Origin of the sequence: Escherichia sp. E4930, from assembly GCF_005845405.1 — a bacterium.
In the GTDB taxonomy this organism is placed as follows: Bacteria; Pseudomonadota; Gammaproteobacteria; order Enterobacterales; family Enterobacteriaceae; genus Escherichia.
This window is the reverse complement of sequence record NZ_VCDZ01000001.1, coordinates 15496-36701: the sequence shown is the minus strand read 5'-3', so window position 1 is coordinate 36701 and position 21206 is coordinate 15496. Positions and strand designations below refer to the sequence as shown.

Below are 21206 nucleotides of genomic sequence, written 5' to 3'. Positions count from 1 at the left end.
CTGTCCGGCTCAGGAAGGTTTTACTGCGGATATTCCTGCAATAAATTGTGCAATGCTTCTGCCATCAGCTCACCGCGCCAGCCGGAAATCAGCTCCGGCAAATTGTTCTGCGGTTTCAGTTTCCAGTGCCAGTTCAGCAGTTGGTTGATTTGCCGACGCGATGCCAGCAACTCGGCGCTGATCTTGTGCGTTTCGCTCACGTCAGTGATCAGCGACTTAATCGCTTTAAATGCCTTGCGATAACCGGGCATGTCCATCAGGTTTGACATTGGCTGCGGTAACGCCTCTTCCGGTAATGCCTGCGCTTTCTCCACCAGCGCAAGCAGCGTTTTTCCGTGGAAGCGGATTTCGCTACCGGATAAACCCAAACTGTCCAGCTCGCCCAGACTCCCCGGCATATAACGCGCAACCGACCACAAATGCTCTTCACGCACGACAAAGTTCACCGCCAGATCGCGCTCCCGCGCCTTGCGCAGTCGCCAGTCGGCTAACAGTTGCAGACAGGCCAGTTGGCGTGTACGTAATTGCCAGGCATTGGTGATATCACGCCATGCATCTTCCGGCGCAACGACTTCCTGACGACGCATTTGCATCAGGCGGCACTCATCCAGCGCCGCAGGTAACCAGCCAGAGGCTTCCGTTTCTACCATTAGCTTTGCGGTGATCGGTAACAAATACCAGACGTCCGCTGCCGCGTATTCGCATTGACGTTCGGTTAGCGGTCTTGCCAACCAGTCGGTGCGCGATTCGCTCTTGTCGAGCGTAACGCCGGTGTACTCTTCCACCATAGAGGCAAATCCCCACGACATCGGGCGTCCGCAGAAAGCGGCGAGGATTTGCGTGTCAATCAGGGGATGTGGCAATTCACCAAACGTGTTGAGGAACACTTCCAGATCTTCACTGCCCGCATGGAGAAATTTAGTGATGGACGGATCGCGCAGGATCGCTTTCAGCGGTGACCAGTCGGTGATCCCGAGTGGATCGATTAGCGCCAGATGCTCGCCATCGAAAAGTTGAATCAACCCCAGCTGCGGGTAATAAGTGCGCGTACGAACAAATTCAGTATCCAGGGCTATCGCCGGAAAGGCACGGACGGCTTCACACAAAGAAGCCAGCGCATCGTCCGTGGTAATCATTTGGTAATTCAAATTGTATTCTCTTTAGTGGGCGTCAAAAAAAACGCCGGATTAACCGGCGTCTGACGACTGACTTAACGCTCAGGCTTTATTGTCCACTTTGCCGCGCGCTTCGTCACGTAATTCTCGTCGCAAAATTTTTCCGACGTTAGATTTCGGTAACTCATCACGAAACTCCACCAGCTTCGGTACTTTGTAGCCTGTGAGCTGACGGCGGCAAAAGGTCACCAGTGACTCTTCGGTAAGCGATGGATCTTTTTTCACTACGAAGATTTTCACCGCTTCACCACTGGAGCCGGAAGGTACGCCAACCGCCGCGACTTCCTGTACGCCAGGATGCTGCATGACGACATCTTCAATCTCGTTGGGATAAACGTTAAAACCGGAAACCAGAATCATGTCTTTTTTGCGATCGACAATACGCAGGAATCCTTCTTCATCCATCACCGCGATGTCGCCAGTGTGTAACCAGCCATTTTTGATGATCTCATCGGTAGCATCCGGACGCTGCCAGTACCCCAGCATCACCTGCGGTCCTTTGACACAAAGTTCACCTGGCTGGCCTGGTGGTACTTCGTTGTCGTCGTCATCCACCAGCTTGGCTTCCGTCGATGGCACCGGCAAACCGATGCTACCGCTATGATAATCAATATCATACGGGTTAACGCTGACCAGCGGCGCGCACTCGGTCAGGCCATAACCTTCCAGCAGATACTGTCCGGTCAGTTTCACCCAGCGTTCTGCCACCACTTGTTGAACAGGCATCCCACCGCCTGCGGAAAGGTGCAGACTGGAGAAATCCAGTTGCTGGAACTCTTTATTGTTCAGCAACGCATTGAACAAGGTGTTTACGCCGGTGATAGCGGTAAACGGATATTTCGCCAGCTCTTTCACCAGCCCCGGAATATCACGTGGGTTAGTAATAAGCAGGTTCTGCCCGCCGAGTTCGATAAACAGCAGACAGTTAATGGTCAACGCAAAAATGTGATAGAGCGGCAGTGCCGTTACTACCAGTTCTTTACCTGGATGCAGCAACGGCCCATAGGTGGCGTTGACCTGTTCCAGGTTCGCCAGCATATTGCGGTGAGTCAGCATCGCGCCTTTCGCCACACCTGTGGTGCCGCCGGTGTATTGCAGGAAAGCTAAATCTTCCGCCACCAGTTCAGGTTTGACGTACTGCATCCGGTAGCCGTTATGCAGGGCGCTACGAAATGAAATGGCATCTGGCAGATGGTATTTCGGCACCAGACGCTTGATGTATTTAACAACGAAGTTAACCAGTGTGCCTTTCGCTGTGGAAAGCTGATCGCCCATACGGGTCAGGATAACGTGCTGAACGGCGGTTTTATCAACCACTTTTTCCAGAGTGTGGGCAAAGTTAGACACAATGACAATCGCCGATGCGCCGCTGTCATTGAGCTGATGCTCAAGCTCGCGTGGGGTATACAACGGGTTGACGTTTACGACAATCATCCCGGCGCGCAAAATGCCGAACAGCGCCACTGGATATTGCAATAAGTTAGGCATCATCAGCGCAACGCGATCGCCCTTTTTAAGACCCAGCCCTTGTTGCAAATAAGCGGCAAACGCGCGACTGCGCTCTTCCAGCTTGCGGAAGGTCATGACCTCCCCCATATTCATAAACGCGGGCTGGTCGGCGTAGCGCGTGACCGACTGCTCAAACATATCTACCAGAGATTGATAACGGTCAGGGTTGATCTCCGTCGGAACGTCCGCGGGATAACGGTTAAGCCAAACCTTCTTCAATTCTTCACCTCTAAAATGCGTGTTCGTCGTCATCGCAACCCCAAGTGATAAACATATTGTTAACATAATATTAACTCATCTTACCAGCTTGATAATTACCCAACGAAAAGGTTGCGAAGCGCGTCACTATTTATTTTTATCTTTACTGTAAGAATGCAGAAACAGCGGACCAGCCGCTGTTTCTTTTTCTTTAAAAACAAGCAATTATTCAGTTACAACTGTTTGTACTCTCGCGGGACCTGGATTATACCAGCCCCATCCGCCGTAGCCATAGGGCCAGCCTCGCCCACCATAAAACCAGGGATCAATCGGCTGTGGCGGCATAATCACCTGCTGGGTTAAATGCCAACGTTTGTAACCCGTTGCCTGCATTACCATAAATTTATATGGCGTGTTGCCAATTTTTCCGTCAACCGTACCGGTGATCGGCCCGACAACTGTCACCAGCTGGCCTCGGAAATCGACCGGATCAAGAAAACCATTCACATCGGCATAAATGCGCCCACGCGACGGTTCTCCCAGCGTCGGTCTTGCTCCGCTATCGAGTGGTACAGTGGCAATTTCCAGGCGGGTTTTCCCTTGCTGGTTTTGCACCGCAACCACTTTACCGCCAAATCGAGCTTCCTGACCAACGTACAGCTGCGGCGCACTCATCACCCGAACTAAATCTTGTTGCGGTGTTGGGCTACTGCCTTTAATGGCGTCCGGCACAGTGACACAACCGCTCAGTATTAGCGCAAACGTACCTGCCAGTATGCCTTTGATAATATTGTTTTGAACCGCCATGATGCGACTCCTTTTTTCTCAGGGCATACTCTTAAGATTCATTCTTTGCCCGGAAGTTTCTTCCATGCGACGTTGTTACGCAAATAAACCGGCTCGGCATGTTCCACCGCCACCGTTTTACCCTCGGCAAACATCTGACAGGCAATCGGCAGCATATCTTCTGCAGCGGGCAGTAACACTTCGCCATCGCGCAAAACCAGCCCGCTTTCTTTACCGAGATCCGGCCAGGCTTGCCAGCCTGTACCCACGGTCGCCCATTCACCGGAAAGCTGTTGCATCCGTTCATGAACGAGTTCTGGTTTGAGTACGGCTTCGGTTTCTTCACCGTGCCAGACACCGTTTTCATCACGCTGATATTCGGCCCAGTAAACTTCGCCCATTCGCGCGTCAATGGCTGCCAACACGCGGGTTGCGCCAGTTTTGCGCCATGCTCCTTGCGCCATTGTCATTAGCGTGGAGACGCCAATCATCGGGAGCTCCGCACCAAGTGCCAGTCCTTGCGCGATGCCAATACCAATGCGCACGCCAGTAAAGCTACCGGGGCCGCGCCCGTAAGCCAGAGCGTTAATATCAGTCAGGGAAGTTCCGCTGGTGGTCAGGATATCCTGCACCATCGGTAAGATTCGTTGAGTATGTTCACGAGGGCAAAGCTCAAAATGAGCGTTGACAGTACCGTCGTTCCACAGGGCGACAGAGCAGGCCTCTGTCGCGGTATCGATAGCCAGAATTCGCATGGGTCTTCGTGCTTAGATCAATAAAAAGGCGCGCATCATACCATACTCCATCACAAATTACCTGGAGGATGGTATCGCAAGGAAACGAACCGCACGGGCAATATCACGGGTACGCGGCGCGGGCGGCAGGCTGGCAAGAAAAGTGGCGCCATAAGGGCGCATCACCAGCCGATTGTCGCAAATCACCAGCACGCCGCGATCGTCGGCGTCGCGAATCAGTCGCCCTACTCCCTGTTTGAGAGTAATGACGGCATCTGGTAGTTGCACTTCATCGAACGGGTCGCCACCGCGCAAACGGCAATCTTCCATGCGCGCTTTTAACAGCGGGTCATCCGGCGAGGTAAACGGCAACTTGTCGATAATCACCAATGACAATGTATCGCCACGCACGTCCACCCCTTCCCAGAAACTGCTGGTCGCCACAAGAAGCGCGTTACCGGCACTGACAAATTGCTGCAACAGTTGCCCTTTGCTGGTTTCCCCCTGCAACAATACGGGAAGCGTCATGGTAGCGCGGAACTGCTCAGCCAGATCGCGCATCATGGCGTGCGAGGTACAAAGCATAAAGCAACGACCGTTGTTAGCTTCGATGATCGGTCGCAGCATTGCCGCTAACTGGCGAGCAGAACCTGGCTGGTTGGTTTGCGGCAGATTGCGCGGCACACAGAGTAACGCCTGGCGGCTGTAATCAAAGGGGCTTGGCAACAGCAACGACTCGGCCTGTTCGATGCCAAGCCGCGAGGTGAAATGATGCAGATCGTCATTCACCGACAACGTTGCCGAGGTAAAGATCCAGCTTCCGGGCTTTTGTTCCATTAATTCTTTGAATTTATCCGCCACGCTGAGCGGCGTCAACGCGAGAGTGAAATGGCGCGAAGTGCATTCGTACCAGTAGCTGTAGCCTGGTTGGTTGATCTCTTTTAGCCGCTTCAGACGTGTACGATATAACGTGGCGCGTTCAAATGCCGCATCCAGCAAGGCGGAACGCCCCAGCGACAATTTCGCCACGTCGTAACAGAGTTCAAGGGTGTCATCGAGCAGTAAAAACGCCCGCTGAATTTGTGGGTTGGCTAACAGTTCGCGCAGATTACCGCGATAACCTGGCTCGCCGAGTTGCAGACGAAAATCCTGCGCGCTCTGGGCAAGACGGTCGGCGCATTTTTGTAACTGTTGAGTGTCTTTTAATTCGGTGCGATAGGCGATGGTGATGTCTTTTGCCAGATCGAGCAGTTGTCGGCTGGAGAGCGACTGCCCAAAGTACTGGCTGGCAATGTCCGGCAGCTGGTGGGCTTCGTCGAAGATCATCACGTCTGCTTCCGGGATCAGTTCGCCAAATCCACTTTCTTTAACCACCATATCCGCCAGAAACAGATGATGGTTCACCACAACCACATCAGCATCCATCGCTTTTTTACGCGCTTTAACCACAAAGCAATCTTTATACATTGGGCAGTCGCTGCCAAGACAGTTGTCGTTGGTGCTGGTGACTAGCGGCCACGCCTGTGAATCTTCCGCCACGCTAACGCAGGTGCTGATATCGCCATCGACTGTTTGATTAGACCAGGAGCGCAGGAGGATCACATCGCTTAAGGTTTGTACTGGCAAATCTCCGCCCGCCAGCGCCTGCTGTTCAAGTCGTTCGAGGCAGAGGTAGTTTGAGCGCCCTTTCAGCAACGCCACATTGCCCGTGTATTTCAATGCCTTTGAGACCGTTGGCAAATCGCGGCTGTAGAGCTGATCCTGCAACGCTTTTGAGCCGGTCGAGATGATGACTTTCTTTTTCGCCCGCAGCGCAGGAGCCAGGTAAGCGTAGGTTTTGCCCGTACCGGTTCCCGCTTCCACCACCAGCGGCTGGCCTTTTTCTATCGCCTGGGTGACGGCTACCGCCATCTGTCGCTGTGGTTCTCGCGGCTTAAAGCCTGGTATCGCTTTCGCCAGTTGACCGTCTGGTGCAAAATCGTCCGTCACACTACCCCCTGTTGATTTGAACAGGGATTATGTCAGGCCAGGCTGGTTTTCGCTAGTTGAAGTGGTGACGGCAACCTCACATTGTGGCAGTCTTTGCAGCACAAAAATGGAAAGTTAATGAGGACATAATGATGACTATCGTTCGTATCGACGCTGAAGCCCGCTGGTCTGATGTGGTGATCCACAACAACACGCTCTACTACACTGGCGTACCAGAAAACCTCGATGCCGATGCTTTTGAACAAACCGCCAACACGCTGGCGCAAATTGACGCCGTGCTGGAAAAACAGGGCAGCAATAAATCGAGCATTCTGGATGCCACCATTTTCCTTGCCGATAAAAACGACTTTGCGGCAATGAATAAAGCATGGGATGCCTGGGTTGTAGCGGGTCACGCGCCGGTGCGCTGCACGGTGCAGGCGGGGCTGATGAATCCGCAGTACAAGGTTGAAATTAAGATTATCGCTGCGGTTTAATTCCAGAAAAAGAATTCTATCAAAGTAAAAATCAGACGATAATTGTTCGAAAATACTGGTCGGTTATAAACAAATCGGCCAGTGTTTAAGAGGATACTTTAGATAAATAATGAAATCCGTCAGGTAACTTATTTTTATGATTTCAACTGCTTCTATACAAAAATGATATTAATCACCCAAACTAAACCATTCTGTTAACTCCCCGAGCCGTTTACTCTGACTTTTCTGCCCTTAACAATCTGGCTGGAGCGCGGCGATTCACCGTTAATTTTTTGCCGTATCACTAGAAAACCCGCCATGACCTGCTACCTTTAAAACACCTGAATGTCAACAGGTTAACTACTGATATATCGTTATAATCCCTTTGATATTAGATGCAATTTAAGGTCATATATAGCCTTATCAAAAACGTGGTTAATTTAAGGACAAGAATATGCCTGCTGCAATAGATAAAGCCCTGGATTTCATTAGTGCCATGGATGTATCAGCATCAACACCAAGCTCGATGAATGAAAGTACGGCGAAAGGAATATTTAAATATTTGCATGACCTGGGAGTCCCCGCGAGTACCGCCGATATTACTGCGCGAGCTGAACAGGAAGGCTGGAATCCTGGATTCACGGAAAAAATGGTGGGATGGGCCAAAAAGATGGATTCTGGCGAACGCGTGGTGATTAAAAACCCTGAATACTTCTCGTCTTATATGCAGGAAGAACTTAAAGCCCTTGTGTGAGTTAAAACTCCAGCTTTAAAAATCAATCCGGACGCTTTCATTGACCTCAGAAAAGCGTCCTTTTTTCTCGTCATCATAAACACAGCCCAAATTAATCAACAGATATGGCCCCGTGATTTTTATTTCAACGCGGCGGACCATTGTCATTACGCGCGCCGTCCAGGCACATACCGTCAAAAATGACACGATGTAAGTTCATGCCGGAAAATCCCAACCGATGAGGCTATCCGTATCAAGATACAGGACGTCATCCGTGACGAAATCGATACGGATCATTTTGTGTTACTCGTCCTCATCCTCAAAACGCGCCACTATTTGCTCGCCGGTATGGTTGGCGCGCAGCTCTTCTGCCACCAGCGCGATGGCCTGACCGCTGCTCATCCCCTGTGCCATCAGTTCCTGAATACGCTCAACGGCTTTTTGCTGCTGTTCATGGGTGAGTGAAGGTAAACCTGCAAACATTGTTAACTCCTGCTAAATTGTTGGCGCTAATTATTTCATGCTACCCGGCACATAGCCAGTAGAGTCAGGACTGATGAAGACGTTATCTCCCGCTGTGATTACTTTACCCTGGCGTCAGGACGCCGCTGAATTTTATTTTGCCCGCTTAAGCCACCTGCCGTGGGCGATGTTGTTGCACTCCGGCTACGCCGACCATCCGCATAGTCGCTTTGATATTGTGGTGGCTGACCCCGTTTGCACTTTAACCACTCACGATAATGAAACCCGGGTATGTGAAGGAGAAATCCGCACAACGACCACTGACGATCCGCTCAAAGTGCTCCAACAGGCACTGGACCGTGCAAACATTCACCCGTCGCATAGCAATAATTTGCCATTTCAGGGCGGCGCGCTTGGGCTGTTTGGCTACGATCTGGGTCGTCGGTTTGAGTCGCTGCCAGAAATTGCGCAACGAGATGTCGACTTGCCTGACATGGCGGTTGGTATCTACGACTGGGCGCTGATCGTCGACCACCAGCGTCAGCGTATTTCGCTACTCAGCCATCGTGATGTCAATGCGCGTCTGGCGTGGCTGGACAGCCAGCAAATGGCACCACAGCAAGATTTCAAGTTAACATCCGCCTGGCAATCCAATATGAACCGCGAGCAGTATGGCGAGAAATTTCGCCAGGTGCAGGAATATCTGCACAGCGGCGATTGCTATCAGGTGAATCTCGCCCAGCGTTTTCACGCGACCTATTCTGGCGATGAATGGCAGGCGTTCGTTCAGCTTAATCAGGCAAACCGCGCACCTTTCAGTGCCTTCCTGCGTCTGGAACAAGGTGTGATTTTAAGCCTTTCACCAGAACGGTTTATTCTTTGTGATGGTGGTGAGATCCAGACCCGCCCGATTAAAGGCACGCTCCCACGCTTGTCCGATCCTCAGGAAGATAACAAACAAGCTGAAAAACTGGCGAACTCACCGAAAGATCGCGCCGAAAATCTGATGATTGTCGATTTAATGCGCAATGACATCGGCCGAGTTGCCGTACCAGGCTCAGTAAAAGTGCCTGAACTGTTTGTGGTAGAGCCCTTCCCTGCCGTGCATCATCTGGTCAGCACCATAACGGCACGCTTGCCAGAGCAGTTGCATGCCAGCGATCTGCTGCGCGCGGCTTTTCCCGGAGGCTCAATCACCGGCGCGCCGAAAGTGCGGGCAATGGAGATTATTGATGAACTGGAACCGCAGCGACGCAATGCCTGGTGCGGCAGCATTGGCTATTTAAGCTTCTGCGGCAATATGGATACCAGCATCACCATCCGCACGCTAACGGCGGTTAACGGGCAGATTTACTGTTCCGCTGGTGGCGGCATCGTTGCTGATAGCCAGGAAGAAGCGGAATATCAGGAAACTTTTGATAAAGTTAATCGTATCCTGAAGCAACTGGAGAAGTAAGACGTGGAATACCGTGGCCTGACGCTTGATGATTTTTTATCGCGATTTCAACTATTGCGTCCGCAAATTAACCGGGAAACCTTAAATCATCGTCAGGCTGCCGTGTTAATCCCCATTGTCCGCCGACCGCAACCGGGCTTGCTGCTGACTCAGCGTTCCATTCATCTGCGCAAACATGCTGGACAAGTCGCATTCCCTGGAGGTGCGGTCGATGACACGGACGCGTCAGTTATCGCCGCTGCGCTGCGTGAAGCCGAAGAAGAGGTCGCCATACCGCCTTCAGCCGTTGAGGTTATCGGCGTGTTACCCCCTGTCGATAGCGTAACGGGCTACCAGGTCACTCCCGTGGTCGGCATTATCCCGCCTGATTTACCGTATCGCGCCAGTGAAGATGAAGTCTCCGCAGTATTTGAAATGCCGCTCGCCCAGGCGTTACATTTGGGCCGTTATCATCCTTTGGATATCTACCGCCGTGGCGATTCGCATCGGGTATGGCTTTCCTGGTACGAACAGTATTTTGTATGGGGAATGACCGCAGGCATAATTCGTGAACTAGCGCTACAAATTGGTGTGAAACCCTGACTATACTTATCTTTACATCTACAAAACACTACTTGAGACAATCATCGCAATATTAGTTAAATCGCGGTTTTTGATTAGTTTAATTCATGTGAATAGTTAAGCCTGTCGCCGCGTTCCCTCTTACACTATGCGCTGTTATTAGTTCGTTACTGGAAGTCCAGTCACCTTGTCAGGAGTATTATCGTGATTAGTCTATTCGACATGTTTAAGGTGGGGATTGGTCCCTCATCTTCCCATACTGTAGGGCCTATGAAGGCGGGTAAACAGTTCGTCGATGATCTGGTCGAAAAAGGCTTACTGGATAGCGTTACCCGAGTTGCCGTGGACGTTTATGGTTCACTGTCGCTGACGGGTAAAGGCCACCACACCGATATCGCCATTATTATGGGTCTTGCAGGTAACGAACCTGCCACCGTGGATATCGACAGTATTCCCGGTTTTATTCGCGACGTAGAAGAGCGCGAACGTCTGCTGCTGGCACAGGGACGGCATGAAGTGGATTTCCCACGCGACAACGGGATGCGTTTTCATAACGGTAACCTGCCGCTGCATGAAAACGGGATGCAAATCCACGCCTATAACGGCGATACCGTTGTTTACAGCAAAACTTATTATTCCATCGGCGGCGGTTTTATCGTCGATGAAGAACATTTTGGTCACGATGCCGCCAACGAAGTCAGTGTGCCGTATCCGTTCAAATCCGCCACCGAGCTGCTTGCGTACTGTAATGAAACCGGTTATTCCCTTTCCGGTCTGGCAATGCAGAACGAACTGGCGTTGCACAGCAAGAAAGAGATCGACGAGTATTTCGCTCATGTCTGGCAAACCATGCAGGCATGTATCGATCGTGGGATGAACACCGAAGGCGTATTGCCTGGTCCGCTGCGTGTTCCGCGCCGTGCGTCTGCCCTGCGCCGTATGCTGGTTTCCAGCGATAAACTGTCTAACGATCCGATGAATGTCATCGACTGGGTAAACATGTTTGCGCTGGCAGTTAACGAAGAGAACGCCGCAGGTGGCCGCGTGGTGACTGCACCAACCAACGGTGCTTGTGGCATTGTTCCGGCGGTACTGGCTTACTATGACCACTTTATTGAATCGGTGAGCCCTGATATTTATACCCGCTACTTTATGGCGGCCGGAGCGATTGGCGCACTGTACAAAATGAACGCGTCTATTTCCGGTGCGGAAGTCGGTTGCCAGGGCGAAGTGGGCGTTGCCTGTTCAATGGCTGCGGCGGGTCTTGCAGAACTGTTGGGCGGTAGCCCTGAACAGGTTTGCGTGGCGGCGGAAATTGGCATGGAACACAACCTTGGTCTGACTTGCGACCCGGTTGCGGGTCAGGTTCAGGTTCCGTGCATTGAACGTAACGCTATTGCATCAGTGAAGGCGATTAACGCCGCGCGAATGGCTCTGCGTCGTACTAGTGCACCACGCGTCTCACTGGATAAAGTCATCGAAACGATGTACGAAACAGGAAAGGATATGAACGCTAAATATCGCGAAACCTCACGCGGTGGTCTGGCGATTAAAGTCCAGTGTGACTAATACTTTATCCTCGCCCATCTGCAACGGATGGGCGAATTTACCCTCGCTTTCTCGTCTGCTGTAATTTTCCCCACTACACTTCCACTGTTGCGTCAGGCGTTTGTCGCCATACGCTTACCGGGTGGCCCGCATGCAAAAAGCACAACGGATCATTAAAACCTATCGCCGTAATCGAATGATTGTTTGTACGATTTGCGCACTCTTTACGTTTGTGGCAACACTGAGCGTGCGATTTATTTCACAGCGGAACTTAAATCAGCAGCGGGTAGTGCTCTTTGCCAATCACGCCGTTGAGGAATTAGACAAAGTCCTGCTTCCACTTCAGGCGGGTAACAACGTACTGCTTCCCCTGATTGGACTCCCCTGCTCAGTCGCCCATCTCCCCTTACGAAAACAGGCGGCAAAACTGCAAACTGTACGGTCAATTGGCCTGGTGCAAGACGGCACGCTTTATTGTTCCAGCATTTTTGGTTATCGCAATGTTCCTGCTGAAGATATCCAGGCTGATTTACTCGCGCCGCAGCCCCTTTTACGCTTAACTACCGACCGCGTATTAATTAAAGACAGCCCGGTATTGATTCAGTGGACGCCTTTACCGGGCAATGGTCGAGATGGCGTGCTGGAGATGATCAACATCGACCTGTTGATGGCAATGTTGCTGGAGCCGCAATTGCCGCAAATAAGAACGGCCAGCCTGACGGTAGCCGATCGCCATTTACTCTATGATGATGGTCTGGTTGATTCTTTACCTCCGCTTAATGGCAATGAACGTTACCAGGTTTCATCGCAGAATTTTCCTTTTATCATCAGCGTTAGTGGACCTGGTGCGACAGCGCTGGCGTTGCAATATCTTCCCAGCCAGTTTCCACTAGCGGTACTGTTGAGTTTACTGGTGGGGTACATCGCATGGTTGGCCACGGCCCATAGAATGAGCTTTTCACGCGAGATAAATCTCGGGCTGGCGCAGCGCGAATTTGAGTTATTTTGTCAGCCTCTACTCAACGCGCGCTCGCAGCAATGTATTGGTGTAGAGATATTGCTGCGCTGGAATAATCCGCGTCAGGGATGGATCTCGCCGGATGTTTTTATCCCCATTGCGGAAGAACATCACCTGATAGTGCCACTTACCCGTTATGTGATGATGGAAACCATCCGTCAACTCCACGTTTTTCCAATGAGCAGCCAGTTCCACATCGGCATTAACGTCGCCCCCAGCCATTTTCGCCGTGGCGTATTGTTAAAAGATCTCAATCGTTACTGGTTTAGTGCTAACCCGATTCAGCCACTAATCCTCGAAATTACCGAGCGCGATGCCTTACTGGATGTTGATTATCGGATTGCCCGCGAACTGCATCGTAAAAACGTCAAGCTGGCGATTGATGACTTTGGCACCGGCAACAGTTCGTTTTCCTGGCTGGAAACGTTACGTCCTGACGTGCTGAAAATTGATAAGTCATTTACCGCAGCTATCGGTTCTGACGCGGTTAACTCAACGGTGACCGATATCATCATCGCGCTGGGGCAAAGACTGAATATTGAACTGGTGGCAGAAGGTGTGGAAACGCAAGAACAAGCGAAGTATTTGCGCCGTCATGGCGTGCATATTTTACAAGGGTATTTGTACGCGCAGCCCATGCCGCTGCGTGATTTCCCGAAATGGCTGGCGGGCAGCCAACCGCCGCCCACCCGGCATAATGGGCGCATCACACCCATTATACCGTTACGTTAACGCTTACTCGTCTTCATCGTGCGCCGGTTGCTCTTTAACAATGCGAACCAGATCAACACGATAATCATTGGCTTCTACGATGGTGATATGCAGCGGTCCAACATCGATCACGTCGCCTGCGCGAGGAATGTGACCATTTGCCGAAATTACCAGACCTGCAACCGTCGCAATATCATCATCATCGGTAAGGTGCTCAACATCAAGCGCCTGCTGTAAGGCATGTAAGTCTGTACCACCTTTTACCAGCCAACCGTCGCCATCGATAACAATTTCCGGCGTTTCATCTGCATCCGGGAACTCACCAGCAATAGCTTCCAGTACATCCAGCGGCGTAACCAGACCTTGCACCACACCAAACTCGTTGGTGACGATAACAAAACTACCACGAGCACGACGCAACACGCCCAGCAGGTTGATCGGGTCGAGGGTTTCCGGAACGATTATCGCCGGAGAAGCAGAAGCAATTGCCGTCACGTCGACACCGACTTCCAGCGCCACCAGCAGTTCTTTGGCACGCACGATACCGATGATTTCATCCAGTTCACCACGACATACCGGAAACAGGCTGTGCGGTGAAGAGAGCAGTTGCTGGCGGATTTCATCAACGCCAAGGTTAGCATCTACCCAACTGATCTCGCCGCGTGGCGTCATAATGCCGCGCAGAGAACGTGACGCCAAAGTCAGTACGCCGTTAATCATGTAACGCTCTTCTTCGGCAAAGGCACCTTCTGGAACCGGAATTGGCACCGGGTTATCGGCATCGTGTTGAATATTTGCCTGACGTTTACCCCCCATCAAACGCAGAATGGCATCGGCGGTACGCGCACGCAGCGGTAAAGTCGACTGATGGCGAATAAAGTTACGGCGCGCAATCTGGTTAAACACTTCGATGATGATCGAGAAACCAATTGCTGCATACAGGTAGCCTTTTGGAATATGGAAACCAAAACCTTCAGCTACGAGGCTCAGACCAATCATCAACAGGAAGCTCAAACAGAGCACTACAACTGTTGGATGCTGGTTAACGAATCGCGTCAGCGGTTTCGATGCCAGCAACATAACTGCCATCGCAATCACTACCGCAGCCATCATTACCGGTAGATGGTTGACCATCCCTACGGCAGTAATCACTGCATCCAGCGAGAAGACAGCGTCAAGGATGACAATCTGTGTGACGACCACCCAGAAACTGGCATAACCTTTACCGTGACCAGAGTCATGATCGCGGTTTTCCAGCCGCTCATGCAACTCGGTTGTCGCTTTGAACAGCAAGAATATCCCCCCGAACAGCATAATCAGATCGCGCCCGGAGAAAGAAAAATCCATTACGGTAAATAGCGGTTTGGTCAGCGTGACCATCCATGAAATAAGCGATAACAGCCCCAGGCGCATAATCAACGCCAGTGACAGCCCCAACAAACGCGCTTTATCACGTTGTTTCGGCGGCAGTTTATCGGCAAGGATGGCGATAAAAACCAGGTTATCGATACCCAGCACGATTTCAAGGACGACAAGCGTGAGCAGCCCCGCCCAAATCGAGGGATCCATTAAGAATTCCATGACAAGCTCCTGCTTAAGGAATAGCTAATCGGCGCCAGAAATAATGCAGGCGAAACGAGAAAATACAAACAAAAGGTGCGGCAAAAAATGCCAGTAAGGCAGGCGCTATATGGCCTGATGCTGAAGTGACGTCGGTGACGATCCATACTGCGGGCTGCAGCCCTATACTCCTTGGTTGTTAAACGGGAGTTAAACATATCAGAGAGATCTCTGATTTGGCAAAGATTTACCTTCCTTTGCAAATGAATGTGACAACTTTTTTTACTCTTTCGGAATTTTGTCAATTCAAAGTTAATTTACGGATCTTCATCACATAAAATATTTTTTTCGATATCTAAAATAAATCGCGAGGCACAGGGGGTTTCCGGTTGTAGCCCTTATCTGAATCGATTCGATTGTGGACGACGATTCAAAAATACATCTGGCACGTTGAGATGTTAACAATAATAAGGAGGTAGCAAGTGACCATTGCTATTGTTATAGGCACACATGGTTGGGCTGCAGAGCAGTTGCTTAAAACGGCAGAGATGCTGTTAGGCGAGCAGGAAAACGTTGGCTGGATCGATTTTGTTCCTGGCGAAAATGCCGAAACGCTAATCGAAAAGTACAACGCTCAGTTGGCAAAACTCGACACCACTAAAGGCGTGCTGTTTCTCGTTGATACATGGGGAGGCAGTCCGTTCAATGCTGCCAGCCGCATTGTCGTCGACAAAGAGCATTATGAAGTGATCGCAGGCGTTAACATTCCAATGTTAGTGGAAACGTTAATGGCTCGTGATGATGACCCAAGCTTTGACGAGCTGGTAGCACTGGCGGTAGAAACAGGCCGCGAAGGTGTGAAAGCACTGAAAGCGAAACCCGTTGAAAAAGCAGCGCCAGCCCCCGCCGCAGCGGCACCGAAAGCGGCTCCTGCACCGGCAAAACCAATGGGACCAAACGACTATATGGTAATTGGCCTCGCGCGTATCGACGATCGTTTGATTCACGGTCAGGTTGCTACCCGCTGGACCAAAGAAACTAATGTCTCCCGTATCATCGTAGTTAGTGACGAAGTGGCTGCGGATACCGTTCGTAAGACACTGCTCACCCAGGTTGCACCTCCCGGCGTAACAGCGCATGTAGTTGATGTCGCCAAAATGATTCGCGTCTACAACAACCCGAAATATGCGGGCGAACGCGTGATGCTGTTATTTACCAACCCGACAGATGTTGAGCGTCTCGTTGAAGGCGGCGTGAAAATCACCTCAGTCAACGTCGGTGGTATGGCATTCCGTCAGGGCAAAACTCAGGTGAATAACGCAGTTTCGGTTGATGAAAAAGATATCGAAGCGTTCAAGAAACTGAATGCACGCGGCATCGAGCTGGAGGTCCGTAAGGTTTCCACCGACCAGAAACTGAAAATGATGGATCTGATCAGCAAAATCGATAAGTAACGTATTGTGTTGATTATCACTCAGTTTTCACACTTAAGTCTTACGTAAACAGGAGAAGTACAATGGAGATTACCGCTCTTCAAATTGTGCTGGTATTTATCGTAGCCTGTATCGCAGGTATGGGATCAATCCTCGATGAATTTCAGTTTCACCGTCCGCTAATCGCGTGTACCCTGGTGGGTATCGTTCTTGGGGATATGAAAACCGGTATTATTATCGGTGGTACCCTGGAAATGATCGCGCTGGGCTGGATGAACATCGGTGCCGCTGTTGCACCTGACGCCGCCCTGGCATCAATTATTTCTACCATTCTGGTTATTGCTGGTCATCAGAGCATCGGTGCCGGTATCGCGCTGGCAATCCCTCTGGCAGCAGCAGGCCAGGTTCTGACCATTATCGTTCGTACTATTACCGTTGCTTTCCAGCACGCTGCGGATAAGGCAGCTGAAAACGGCAACTTGACGGCGATTTCATGGATCCACGTTTCGTCTCTGTTCCTGCAAGCAATGCGTGTGGCTATTCCGGCCGTTATCGTTGCGCTTTCTGTTGGTACCAGCGAAGTTCAAAACATGCTGAACGCCATTCCGGAAGTGGTGACCAATGGTCTGAACATTGCCGGTGGCATGATCGTGGTAGTTGGTTATGCGATGGTTATCAACATGATGCGTGCTGGCTACCTGATGCCGTTCTTCTACCTCGGCTTCGTAACCGCAGCATTCACCAACTTTAACCTGGTTGCTCTGGGTGTCATCGGTACTGTTATGGCGGTGCTCTACATTCAGCTGAGCCCGAAATATAACCGTGTCGCCGGTGCGCCAGTTCAGGCTGCTGGTAACAACGATCTCGACAACGAACTGGACTAACAGGTGAGCGAAATGGTTGATACAACTCAAACTACCACTGAGAAAAAACTCACTAAGAGTGATATTCGTGGCGTCTTCCTGCGTTCTAACCTCTTCCAGGGTTCATGGAACTTCGAGCGTATGCAGGCGCTGGGCTTCTGCTTCTCTATGGTGCCGGCGATTCGTCGCCTCTACCCGGAAAACAACGATGCCCGTAAACAGGCGATTAAACGTCACCTCGAATTCTTTAACACCCAACCGTTCGTGGCGGCGCCAATTCTGGGCGTAACCCTGGCGCTGGAAGAACAGCGTGCTAACGGTGCAGAGATCGACGATGGCGCAATCAACGGTATCAAAGTAGGTCTGATGGGTCCGCTGGCAGGTGTAGGCGACCCAATCTTCTGGGGTACGGTACGTCCGGTATTCGCAGCGCTGGGCGCCGGTATCGCGATGAGCGGCAGCCTGTTAGGTCCGTTGCTGTTCTTTATCCTGTTTAACCTGGTACGTCTGGCAACGCGTTACTACGGCGTAGCATATGGTTACTCCAAGGGCATCGATATCGTTAAAGATATGGGCGGCGGCTTCCTGCAAAAACTGACGGAAGGGGCGTCTATTCTCGGCCTGTTTGTCATGGGGGCATTGGTTAACAAGTGGACACATGTCAACATCCCGCTGGTCGTCTCACGCATCACTGACCAGACGGGTAAAGAGCACGTTACCACTGTACAGACCATTCTTGACCAGTTAATGCCGGGCCTGGTACCTCTGTTGCTGACCTTTGCTTGTATGTGGCTGCTGCGCAAAAAAGTGAACCCGCTGTGGATCATCGTTGGCTTCTTCGTCATCGGTATCGCTGGTTACGCTTGCGGCCTGCTGGGACTGTAAGACTGTTGTACACTACCGGGGCCTTTTGGCCCCGTTTTTTTATCTGGAGGATTAATGACAATCACGGACCTGGTACTGATTCTTTTCATCGCCGCACTCCTGGCCTTCGCGACCTACGATCAGTTCATCATGCCCCGCCGCAACGGCCCCACCCTGCTGGCAATTCCTTTGCTCCGGCGTGGTCGCATCGATAGCGTTATCTTCGTCGGATTGATTGTCATTCTTATCTATAACAACGTCACGAATCATGGCGCGCTAATAACGACATGGTTATTAAGTGCACTGGCTCTGATGGGCTTTTATATATTCTGGATCCGCGTTCCGAAGATCATCTTTAAACAGAAAGGTTTTTTCTTCGCCAATGTCTGGATTGAATATAGCCGAATCAAAGCGATGAACTTATCGGAAGATGGTGTCCTGGTTATGCAATTAGAACAGCGTCGGTTGTTAATCCGCGTTCGAGATATCGACGATCTGGAAAAGATTTATAAACTTCTTGTTTCAACTCAATAGGTTATATCTTTAGCCAAAGCTATGTTAAGTGTATTTTTAATAACCAGACATAGCTTAGGCTATATTATTTCTTCGATCATTTGTTATTTATTTTAACGTTTCATTTATATATAAATCTAAATGAAAATCGTTATCAATGAAGTGATGAAATAATATATTCCAACAGTTGTTTTATATTCTCAAAATATGTTAAGGTTGCGCCCTCATTTGGGGAGTAGCCGATTTCCAGACTCCGGAAATGTACGTGTCAACATACTCGTTGCAAAACGTGGCACGTACGGACTGAACATTTTCAGTCAGGCGAGACCATATGCACATCAATCGCTATGCCTGCATGAGCGCGTCTTGTCGTTCATGTGTGCATGTTTGCGGGGGGCGAAGATGTGTTTTATGGATACCCCGGTCAGGACGTTGTCATGAATATCACTGCTACTGTTCTTCTTGCGTTTGGTATGTCGATGGATGCATTTGCTGCATCAATCGGTAAAGGTGCCACCCTCCATAAACCGAAATTTTCTGAAGCGTTGCGAACCGGCCTTATTTTTGGTGCCGTCGAAACCCTGACGCCGCTGATCGGCTGGGGAATGGGCATGTTAGCCAGCCGCTTTGTCCTCGAATGGAACCACTGGATTGCATTTGTGCTGCTGATATTCCTCGGCGGGCGAATGATTATTGAGGGTTTTCGTGGCGCAGATGATGAAGATGAAGAACCGCGCCGTCGACACGGTTTCTGGCTACTGGTAACCACCGCGATTGCCACCAGCCTGGATGCCATGGCTGTGGGTGTTGGTCTTGCCTTCCTGCAGGTCAACATTATCGCGACCGCATTAGCCATTGGTTGTGCAACCTTGATTATGTCGACATTAGGGATGATGGTTGGTCGCTTTATCGGCTCAATTATTGGGAAAAAAGCGGAAATTCTCGGCGGGTTGGTACTGATCGGCATCGGCGTCCAGATCCTCTGGACGCACTACCACGGTTAATTTGTTCGCTGCCAGAGGTGAATATTAAAATCCGTCTGGCAGTCGAATACTTCTTTTGCCGCCAACGTTTGCCAGACATCAGGCTTCGCACGCCAGGCAAACGGCGTCATCTGCAACAATGCAACAGCTTCATCGCCGCGAAGATGCATCGGATACCGCAGTTCATCGCTCTGCTGTAATGCAAAACCTTCCAGTTGTTCAGTATGGGGGGCATGCAGAAGTACTTCGTCGTAAATCAGCCCTTTCAACTCCATTAAATGTCGTGGCCCTGGAGTAACGGTAATTACCCAGCCTCCCGGTTTGACGACACGCGCTAACTCTTCTGCTTTGCATGGCGCGTAGATGCGAATAATGGCATCCATACTGGCATCGGCAAAAGGCAGACGGTGGCTGGAAGCGACACAAAAGGTAACCTGCTTATAGCGTTTCGCCGCAGCTTTAATTGCGACCTTAGAGACATCAAGACCAAAGGTTGTCACTACTGGTAAGGCACCGGCAAAAGCATGAGTGTAATACCCTTCCCCACAGCCAATATCCAGTACCGCTGTTGCGTGCTCATTAAGATATCCACGCAATTGAGCGACTATCGCATCACGAAGCGGCTGGTAATGACCGGCATCTAAAAACGCACGTCGCGCCTGCATCATTTCCGCGCTGTCTCCCGGATCGCGGGATCGTTTATATTGAACGGGCAGCAGATTGACATATCCCTCTTTCGCCATATCAAATTGATGCCGCTGCGGACAGATATAGCTATTTTTTTCAAGAGATAGAGGCTGGTGGCAAAGTGGACAGGAAAACGACATGAAAACTCCGGCGGGATACTAAATGCCGCAAGTGTAACGCGAATCGCGCTGCGGGCAAATATTCGAAGGTCGTAAGCGAGCATTAAACAAAGTAAAAAGCCTCGCTTTTCGACGAGGCTTTATAGCGAGATTGAAGTGCGTTGACACTTCAGATCAGTGAATTCGATCAGATAGCGGTTACGTTAACAGCTGCCGGACCTTTCTGGCCGTCCTGAATTTCGAACTCAACGTTCTGGCCTTCGGCCAGAGTTTTGAAGCCATTACCCTGGATAGCGGAGAAGTGTACGAACACATCTTTGCTGCCATCAGCCGGAGTAATGAAGCCAAAACCTTTAGACTCGTTGAACCACTTAACCTGACCTTTAATCTTTGCCATTTGAAAAATTCCTTAGATTGTTTTCTTCGCCCGCAGGCATTACAGAGATAAAACTGACACATTACTGCTTGAGGCACTAATATAAGGTTCGGCAGAGAAGCGGTATTCAACGACAACGTGTTTACTCAGGACTTCTTTACTGAAAATGCCACACATAAACAGAACTGTACCTCGTTTAACCCAAAGCTGTTATCACATACAACGTTAATTATGGCAAGCCATTTTTAAACATGTCTCGATCAGCTGCACAAATCTCGATGCGCCTTCCACTTTTTTTGCACATTTATGCAACGGAATGCGTGTCGATATATCGAGACACTAAAGCATACCAGTACAAACAGATGCCTGAACTGATGTGGTTTCTAACATAGTTCAATAAGTTCTAATCTTCCAGTTCAGAAATACAATTTAATTACACAATGTGTGTGATATCACTTTTTATACTATGTAAT

The 21206-nt window shown here is 50.5% G+C and carries 22 protein-coding genes; 11 read left to right on the top strand and 11 right to left on the bottom strand.

Going from position 1 to position 21206, the window contains the following annotated elements; translation table 11 throughout:
* Nucleotides 1–20: 20 nt before the first annotated feature.
* From rnd to FFT88_RS00170, 5 genes are all read right to left on the bottom strand, one after another.
* Nucleotides 21–1136: a ribonuclease D gene (gene rnd / locus FFT88_RS00190; RefSeq protein ID WP_135405790.1), complete on the bottom strand. Its 1116-nt coding sequence runs from the start codon at nucleotides 1134–1136 to the stop codon at nucleotides 21–23.
* An 81-nt stretch (nucleotides 1137–1217) separates the two neighbouring features.
* Nucleotides 1218–2903: a long-chain-fatty-acid--CoA ligase FadD gene (gene fadD, locus FFT88_RS00185; protein WP_135405789.1), complete on the bottom strand. Its 1686-nt coding sequence runs from the start codon at nucleotides 2901–2903 to the stop codon at nucleotides 1218–1220.
* A 204-nt stretch (nucleotides 2904–3107) separates the two neighbouring features.
* Complete coding sequence (gene yeaY, locus FFT88_RS00180) at nucleotides 3108–3689, bottom strand: Slp family lipoprotein YeaY (protein WP_135405788.1); 582 nt, start codon at nucleotides 3687–3689, stop codon at nucleotides 3108–3110.
* 38 nt (nucleotides 3690–3727) lie between these two features.
* Nucleotides 3728–4423, bottom strand: a complete 696-nt coding sequence (gene tsaB, locus FFT88_RS00175; protein WP_130223493.1) for a tRNA (adenosine(37)-N6)-threonylcarbamoyltransferase complex dimerization subunit type 1 TsaB — start codon at nucleotides 4421–4423, stop codon at nucleotides 3728–3730.
* 57 nt (nucleotides 4424–4480) lie between these two features.
* A complete protein-coding gene (locus FFT88_RS00170) occupies nucleotides 4481–6391 on the bottom strand; it encodes an ATP-dependent DNA helicase (RefSeq protein WP_135385903.1) in 1911 nt (636 codons plus the stop codon).
* 131 nt (nucleotides 6392–6522) lie between these two features.
* Between FFT88_RS00170 and FFT88_RS00165 the strand changes: the two genes are divergently transcribed.
* Both FFT88_RS00165 and FFT88_RS00160 read left to right on the top strand, forming a co-directional pair.
* The gene (locus FFT88_RS00165) at nucleotides 6523–6867 is read left to right on the top strand and encodes a RidA family protein (protein ID WP_010376144.1); all 345 of its coding nucleotides are present in this window, start codon (nucleotides 6523–6525) and stop codon (nucleotides 6865–6867) included.
* A 433-nt stretch (nucleotides 6868–7300) separates the two neighbouring features.
* Nucleotides 7301–7600 (top strand): DUF1889 family protein, encoded by a 300-nt coding sequence (locus FFT88_RS00160; protein WP_130208426.1) that lies wholly within the window; start codon nucleotides 7301–7303, stop codon nucleotides 7598–7600.
* A 282-nt stretch (nucleotides 7601–7882) separates the two neighbouring features.
* Here the strand turns inward: FFT88_RS00160 and FFT88_RS00150 are convergent, their stop codons facing one another.
* Nucleotides 7883–8062, bottom strand: coding sequence for a YoaH family protein (locus FFT88_RS00150; RefSeq protein WP_130218763.1), 180 nt, complete (start codon nucleotides 8060–8062; stop codon nucleotides 7883–7885).
* Between the two features lie 73 nt (nucleotides 8063–8135).
* On the opposite strand from FFT88_RS00150, the gene pabB reads away from it, so the two are divergent.
* The 4 genes from pabB to FFT88_RS00130 all read left to right on the top strand — a co-directional run bounded on the left by pabB (nucleotide 8136) and on the right by FFT88_RS00130 (nucleotide 13356).
* On the top strand, nucleotides 8136–9497 hold the full coding sequence (gene pabB, locus FFT88_RS00145) for an aminodeoxychorismate synthase component 1 (protein WP_135405787.1): 1362 nt from the start codon (nucleotides 8136–8138) through the stop codon (nucleotides 9495–9497).
* 3 nt (nucleotides 9498–9500) lie between these two features.
* Complete coding sequence (locus tag FFT88_RS00140; RefSeq protein ID WP_064529235.1) at nucleotides 9501–10079, top strand: CoA pyrophosphatase; 579 nt, start codon at nucleotides 9501–9503, stop codon at nucleotides 10077–10079.
* Between the two features lie 183 nt (nucleotides 10080–10262).
* Entirely contained in the window at nucleotides 10263–11627 is a 1365-nt protein-coding gene (gene sdaA / locus FFT88_RS00135; protein ID WP_130208430.1) for an L-serine ammonia-lyase, read from the top strand.
* A 130-nt stretch (nucleotides 11628–11757) separates the two neighbouring features.
* Nucleotides 11758–13356, top strand: a complete 1599-nt coding sequence (locus FFT88_RS00130; RefSeq protein WP_135405786.1) for a cyclic diguanylate phosphodiesterase — start codon at nucleotides 11758–11760, stop codon at nucleotides 13354–13356.
* A 3-nt stretch (nucleotides 13357–13359) separates the two neighbouring features.
* Here FFT88_RS00130 and yoaE read toward each other — a convergent pair whose 3' ends face one another.
* Nucleotides 13360–14916 (bottom strand): CNNM family cation transport protein YoaE, encoded by a 1557-nt coding sequence (yoaE, locus tag FFT88_RS00125; protein ID WP_131161137.1) that lies wholly within the window; start codon nucleotides 14914–14916, stop codon nucleotides 13360–13362.
* Nucleotides 14904–15062: a hypothetical protein gene (locus tag FFT88_RS25785; RefSeq protein WP_276319693.1), complete on the bottom strand. Its 159-nt coding sequence runs from the start codon at nucleotides 15060–15062 to the stop codon at nucleotides 14904–14906. Before FFT88_RS25785 ends, yoaE begins: the two co-directional genes overlap by 13 nt.
* Nucleotides 15063–15377: 315 nt before the next feature.
* Between FFT88_RS25785 and manX the strand changes: the two genes are divergently transcribed.
* The 5 genes from manX (at nucleotide 15378) to mntP (ending at nucleotide 19572) form a co-directional block, all read left to right on the top strand.
* Complete coding sequence (gene manX / locus FFT88_RS00120) at nucleotides 15378–16349, top strand: PTS mannose transporter subunit IIAB (protein WP_130223509.1); 972 nt, start codon at nucleotides 15378–15380, stop codon at nucleotides 16347–16349.
* A gap of 62 nt (nucleotides 16350–16411) precedes the next feature.
* Nucleotides 16412–17212 carry a PTS mannose transporter subunit IIC gene (gene manY, locus FFT88_RS00115; protein ID WP_064529241.1) on the top strand — a complete coding sequence of 267 codons (801 nt, stop codon included), beginning with the start codon at nucleotides 16412–16414 and terminating at the stop codon, nucleotides 17210–17212.
* Between the two features lie 12 nt (nucleotides 17213–17224).
* Entirely contained in the window at nucleotides 17225–18076 is an 852-nt protein-coding gene (manZ, locus tag FFT88_RS00110; RefSeq protein ID WP_130208438.1) for a PTS mannose transporter subunit IID, read from the top strand.
* 54 nt (nucleotides 18077–18130) lie between these two features.
* Nucleotides 18131–18589 (top strand): DUF986 family protein, encoded by a 459-nt coding sequence (locus FFT88_RS00105; RefSeq protein ID WP_135405785.1) that lies wholly within the window; start codon nucleotides 18131–18133, stop codon nucleotides 18587–18589.
* A gap of 416 nt (nucleotides 18590–19005) precedes the next feature.
* Nucleotides 19006–19572 carry a manganese efflux pump MntP gene (gene mntP, locus FFT88_RS00100; RefSeq protein WP_001353153.1) on the top strand — a complete coding sequence of 189 codons (567 nt, stop codon included), beginning with the start codon at nucleotides 19006–19008 and terminating at the stop codon, nucleotides 19570–19572.
* On the opposite strand, the gene rlmA is transcribed toward mntP, so the two are convergent.
* The 3 genes from rlmA to FFT88_RS00085 all read right to left on the bottom strand — a co-directional run bounded on the left by rlmA (nucleotide 19569) and on the right by FFT88_RS00085 (nucleotide 20910).
* A complete protein-coding gene (gene rlmA / locus FFT88_RS00095; RefSeq protein WP_135405784.1) occupies nucleotides 19569–20378 on the bottom strand; it encodes a 23S rRNA (guanine(745)-N(1))-methyltransferase in 810 nt (269 codons plus the stop codon). The two genes, mntP and rlmA, sit on opposite strands and share 4 nt — an antisense overlap.
* Nucleotides 20379–20544: 166 nt before the next feature.
* Nucleotides 20545–20754 (bottom strand): transcription antiterminator/RNA stability regulator CspE, encoded by a 210-nt coding sequence (cspE, locus tag FFT88_RS00090; RefSeq protein WP_001062678.1) that lies wholly within the window; start codon nucleotides 20752–20754, stop codon nucleotides 20545–20547.
* A 39-nt stretch (nucleotides 20755–20793) separates the two neighbouring features.
* Entirely contained in the window at nucleotides 20794–20910 is a 117-nt protein-coding gene (locus tag FFT88_RS00085; protein WP_064529246.1) for a DUF2627 domain-containing protein, read from the bottom strand.
* Nucleotides 20911–21206 lie beyond the last annotated feature (296 nt).

Excerpts from the sequence above, each read along its gene's own strand:
- FFT88_RS00165 (WP_010376144.1), top strand. The coding sequence starts at position 6,523 with ATGACTATCGTTCGTATCGACGCTGAAGCCCGCTGGTCTGATGTGGTG.
- rnd (WP_135405790.1), bottom strand. The coding sequence starts at position 1,136 with ATGATTACCACGGACGATGCGCTGGCTTCTTTGTGTGAAGCCGTCCGT.
- rlmA (WP_135405784.1), bottom strand. The coding sequence starts at position 20,378 with ATGTCGTTTTCCTGTCCACTTTGCCACCAGCCTCTATCTCTTGAAAAA.
- yeaY (WP_135405788.1), bottom strand. The coding sequence starts at position 3,689 with ATGGCGGTTCAAAACAATATTATCAAAGGCATACTGGCAGGTACGTTT.
- FFT88_RS00130 (WP_135405786.1), top strand. The coding sequence starts at position 11,758 with ATGCAAAAAGCACAACGGATCATTAAAACCTATCGCCGTAATCGAATG.
- pabB (WP_135405787.1), top strand. The coding sequence starts at position 8,136 with ATGAAGACGTTATCTCCCGCTGTGATTACTTTACCCTGGCGTCAGGAC.
- cspE (WP_001062678.1), bottom strand. The coding sequence starts at position 20,754 with ATGGCAAAGATTAAAGGTCAGGTTAAGTGGTTCAACGAGTCTAAAGGT.
- tsaB (WP_130223493.1), bottom strand. The coding sequence starts at position 4,423 with ATGCGAATTCTGGCTATCGATACCGCGACAGAGGCCTGCTCTGTCGCC.
- FFT88_RS00150 (WP_130218763.1), bottom strand. The coding sequence starts at position 8,062 with ATGTTTGCAGGTTTACCTTCACTCACCCATGAACAGCAGCAAAAAGCC.
- FFT88_RS00160 (WP_130208426.1), top strand. The coding sequence starts at position 7,301 with ATGCCTGCTGCAATAGATAAAGCCCTGGATTTCATTAGTGCCATGGAT.
- mntP (WP_001353153.1), top strand. The coding sequence starts at position 19,006 with ATGAATATCACTGCTACTGTTCTTCTTGCGTTTGGTATGTCGATGGAT.
- FFT88_RS25785 (WP_276319693.1), bottom strand. The coding sequence starts at position 15,062 with ATGGATCGTCACCGACGTCACTTCAGCATCAGGCCATATAGCGCCTGC.
- FFT88_RS00085 (WP_064529246.1), bottom strand. The coding sequence starts at position 20,910 with ATGTGTGGCATTTTCAGTAAAGAAGTCCTGAGTAAACACGTTGTCGTT.
- FFT88_RS00105 (WP_135405785.1), top strand. The coding sequence starts at position 18,131 with ATGACAATCACGGACCTGGTACTGATTCTTTTCATCGCCGCACTCCTG.
- manY (WP_064529241.1), top strand. The coding sequence starts at position 16,412 with ATGGAGATTACCGCTCTTCAAATTGTGCTGGTATTTATCGTAGCCTGT.
- yoaE (WP_131161137.1), bottom strand. The coding sequence starts at position 14,916 with ATGGAATTCTTAATGGATCCCTCGATTTGGGCGGGGCTGCTCACGCTT.
- manZ (WP_130208438.1), top strand. The coding sequence starts at position 17,225 with ATGGTTGATACAACTCAAACTACCACTGAGAAAAAACTCACTAAGAGT.